Below are 4,303 nucleotides of genomic sequence, written 5' to 3' on the forward strand. Positions count from 1 at the left end.
AATGAAGCCGAGCGATGTATTAGAGGCTTTGTAATCCAAAGGAAAATTAGCTTCGGAACGACCTCAGATGCAGGCGATAAATTCCGTAGTCGTATCCACACACTCATCGAAACTTGCAAAAAGCGTGGCCTATCAGCAATGTCAGTTCTGAGTGAAATCATCACGTCAGTCGTTGAGAAGAAACCGTACCCGAACGTTTTTAATCTGTAGTCTCGTTCCTCTCAGTCATGAGAAGTCAAGCTGCCTTGGTGAACGTGTACATAATTTCGACATTCATGGAAATATGTAGAAGGTCAGGGTTGATACATAAGAGTCAAACCTTCGTCAACACTGATAATAGGCTAAGCATACCTCTCTCTACGCAAATTGACCCAACCCACCATAGCTTCTAAAGCGTTTCAGGAACACTAGTTCTCATAATGGCTGCAATATTATGTCGAGTCGGAAGGCCATTTTCGTAGAGGAAATAGGCTTTGATGTGATGGATGCACCTCCCTTCTAACATTGCTGTCACACTACAGGTACAGCCATTAAGATCAGGAGTAACAGCCATATCTATTAAAGTTGTCGGTATCATTTTGAGCCGTATCATTGAATCAGCCATTGCATCCTGAGGCGCGTCCATATATGTTGCTTAAATCGATGGTGCTAAATCAAGAAACTAATATCTGATCTGGCTACACCCGTTAATCATCATAGCAGAGCTGAGTTTATCTAACATAATCGATGCCGAAAGGCGGTTAGTAGTCACTTAAGTGGAGTTACTTGACTGAACTTAGGGTATGAATTCCGGTAAGTTCATTGGTTGAGTTTGCATTTCTATTTTGTTAATTTTTCACTGATCATTAAAAGGTTTGGTAGTTGATACTCGAATTCAAATTTCCGTCTTACTAGTGCTGAATTAACCGTGTCTCTTAACGACATTTTTGTGCTTGGAATCATGAGACTTCTTTAAGAAAGTCCCCTATATTCAAAACGCAGGGTGAACGTATGAGCGATTCTTGCTTAAACATTAAACACAAGTACATTCTCCTTGATTCAAAACGTACACATAGTGATTAACTTATAAAGTGATACAAAGGAAAAATGAAAACTTTAAATGTATAACGATGTTGGGGTGGCGTTAACTACCAGTATCATTAGAAAGTGTTATCCTCCCCAAAAAAAGAGATAATCATTATGAACATCGCAAAAAAAATAGTATTAGCTTCTACATTACTTTGCACATTAGCTGTTATAACTACAGGAGTTATTATAGAGTGGCGTTCCTTGGGACTTGTAGAGAAGGCCCTTTATCAAAGGGCAAGCAGTCAACTCATATCAATCCGTGAAATAAAAAGAAATGAAATAGAGAGCTACTTTAAACAGCTCAGTGGCCAACTGATAACAGCCGCAAATTCAGTTGGGGTTCAGGACGCAATCACCGCTTTTACTCATGCTTTCGAACAATACCCTATAGACCTTGTTTCAACTAACGATATTAACCATCTTCTTCACTACTACCAATCAAGCTTTGGTGAATCGTACCGCTCATCTAACGGGGGAGTCTCAGCTAATGAGCTTCAGAAATTCGAAAGCCTTTCCAAACGAGCTCAAGCGCTTCAAGCTCGCTATATAGGCTTCAACCCCAGCCCCCTTGGCGAAAAACACCAATTAATGAGCGATTCACTCAATACTCAATATGACCAAATTCATGCAAAGTACCATCCAAGCATCAAAGCCTTCCTTGAAGAATTTGGCTATTACGATATCTTCATGGTGGATACAAACGGCAACGTAGTCTATTCAGTTTTCAAAGAGTTAGACTACGCAAGTAACCTAAATACAGGGCCATACGCAAACACAGGACTCGCAAATGCGTATAAACATGCGCTCTCGTTACCTAGCAATCAATTTTATCTTGAAGATTTCACTCCATACTTTCCCTCTTATGAAGCCGCGGCCTCTTTTATTGCGACCCCAATCCAAAAAGAAGGTCGTACGTTAGGAGTGTTAATATTCCAAATGCCAGTAGATGAGATTAACCGCATCATGACATTCAATGGCCACTGGAGCGAGGCTGGCCTTGGTGATAGTGGTGAAACCTATTTACTAGGCCAAGATGGATTACTACGTAGTGAGTCCCGCTTTTTAAGTGAAGAACCAGCCAATTACTTCTCAGCACTGCGAGGATTTGGTCTCGATAACAGCATTTTAGAACAAATCGAAAGTAACTCTTCCGCGATAGGCAGACAACCCATCTCGACACTGACCTCTAAGGCCTCACTTCAAGGTCAAAGTGGAATAGGTATAGTAGAAGACTATCGTGGTATATCAGTGTTATCAGCTTACGCCCCTATTAACGTCGCAGGACTCACTTGGGGAATCCTGACCGAAATGGATAAACAAGAAGCACTGCAAGATTTAGACTCTTTGAGTCGCTCATTAATCATGACAATAATAACTAGCATAATTATTGTCGTCGTGATCGCCATGATAATTTCATACTTGCTAGGGAAAAGTATAGCTAGGCCGATAACTCAAACCAGTGAAAAAATTCAGCGTATCAGTAAAGGCAACGATCTAACGCTGCAGCTTGATATTTCAGGAAAAGACGAGGTGAGTACTCTCGCAATCTCACTTAATGCTTTATTTGCCCAACTACAGGATACCATTGGGAAATTTGCTCTGGCGACAAATACACTCAATAGTAATACGCAAAGTATAGTCAGAAATATGAACAACACACGAGAGTCAGTGACAGACCAAAGTCATCGAACAGACTCTGTCTCTACAGCAGTGAATGAAATGAGCACCTCGATCACCGAAGTGGCTCAGTATGCAACCCGCGCTGCAGAGTTCGTAAACACTGCACATAATACCTGTAGCAACGGAGTTCGAATCGGACAAAACTTAGGTAACGAGATCTCTCGTCTAAATGAAGATATGCAAACTGCGGTCTCAGCCATTAAACGTTTGAATAATGAAACCAACTCAATTACCAGCGTGCTTGATGTTATTCAAGGCGTAGCTGAACAAACGAACCTACTGGCACTTAATGCAGCAATTGAAGCAGCTAGAGCTGGAGAGCAAGGCCGAGGTTTTGCTGTTGTTGCAGATGAAGTCCGCTCATTGGCAGGAAGAACACAATCTTCTACCGAAGAGATTCGAAGCAAAATCAACTCACTGCAACAAGAAACTCTCAACGTATCTCAAAGCATAGAAAACGCAAATCTAACCCTCTCACAAGGCGTTGAGACGTGTGACCAAAACACCCAAATGCTAGAACAAATAGTTATCATGATTAACGAGCTCAACGAGATGAATATTCAAATAGCGACAGCAACGGAGCAGCAGAGAGTCGTAGCCGATGAAATCAGTAGCAGCATAACGTCCATCGCTGATGCTTCTTCTGAAGTGTCAACTCAAGTCCAGAGAGCGGACGATGTACTACAATCTCTATCAAATGAAACAGAGCAGCTCAATATAGGAGTCTCTCAATTTAAATATTAACTCCGATGAATACATAGTAGCTCCCCTCCCAGGACTGTCTTCCATACACAAATCCTGCTATGAAAATCGCAGGACTTTTTTACGTATTTCTGTTCTCAACAATAAATAAACAGTTGGAAGTGAATATGATGTTTTCAGTTAATGCAGAACCGCTGTTTTTCAAGCAAGTTGTCGTGTTTTTTACAATTTAGTAACCTGAATAATTACGCTGCACACTTTTCAGGGTTCAAGTAAACCTCATCGATATAACTCCAGTCTCTCGTCTGCCGACTCCACCTGCCTGGGGGAGTTAATTGAGCACGTCGGTAGACTTGCATACGCTGTCGGAGAATTTCATTATCCTCGCCGCAATGCCTCTGCTGAGGTGTTACATACTTTATGCCACTGTGTTTATGCTCATTGTTATACCAATCAACAAAATTACCAACCCAGCACCGAGCGTCTTTAATAGAAGAAAACCCATCCATTGGCCATGAAGGACGATACTTTATTGTTTTAAACAACGACTCAGAGTATGGGTTGTCATTGCTTACTCTTGGCCTAGAGTAAGAACTTACAACCCCAAGGTCATGCATCTTTGCACGCATGGTGTAACTTCTCATAGGAGCTCCGTTGTCAGAGTGCAAAGTAATGTTGCCTTGCACACACTTTTCCCGCCATGCTGTTCTTTGGAGTAACTCCGCTGTATATTCGCCTAGCTCCTGATCATACACTTCTGCACCTACTACTTTTCTACTGAAGATATCCATTATCAAATAGAGGTAATAGTGCTTCCCTCGTATTTTCGATGGCAGATAACTGATATCCCAGC

The 4,303-nt window shown here is 41.6% G+C and carries 2 protein-coding genes and 2 pseudogenes; 2 read left to right on the forward strand and 2 right to left on the reverse strand.

Translation table 11 applies throughout. The features are described 5' to 3' along the window. Positions 1–210: pseudogene (locus tag H5300_RS25670) on the forward strand (IS66 family transposase); the annotation flags it as partial. 134 nt (positions 211–344) lie between these two features. On the opposite strand, the pseudogene H5300_RS25675 reads toward H5300_RS25670, so the two are convergent. Further along, a pseudogene (locus tag H5300_RS25675) lies at positions 345–487 on the reverse strand (ISAs1 family transposase); the annotation flags it as partial. Positions 488–1,179: 692 nt separating this feature from the next. Between H5300_RS25675 and H5300_RS25680 the strand changes: the two are divergent. Further along, the gene (locus H5300_RS25680) at positions 1,180–3,492 is read left to right on the forward strand and encodes a methyl-accepting chemotaxis protein (RefSeq protein ID WP_182797257.1); all 2,313 of its coding nucleotides are present in this window, start codon (positions 1,180–1,182) and stop codon (positions 3,490–3,492) included. Between the two features lie 203 nt (positions 3,493–3,695). On the opposite strand, the gene H5300_RS25685 is transcribed toward H5300_RS25680, so the two are convergent. Next, positions 3,696–4,303 (reverse strand): integrase core domain-containing protein (locus tag H5300_RS25685; RefSeq protein ID WP_182797258.1); only part of this gene is annotated, 608 nt, incomplete at its 5' end.

Origin of the sequence: Vibrio sp. SG41-7, from assembly GCF_014164465.1 — a bacterium.
GTDB lineage: Bacteria > Pseudomonadota > Gammaproteobacteria > Enterobacterales > Vibrionaceae > Vibrio > Vibrio splendidus.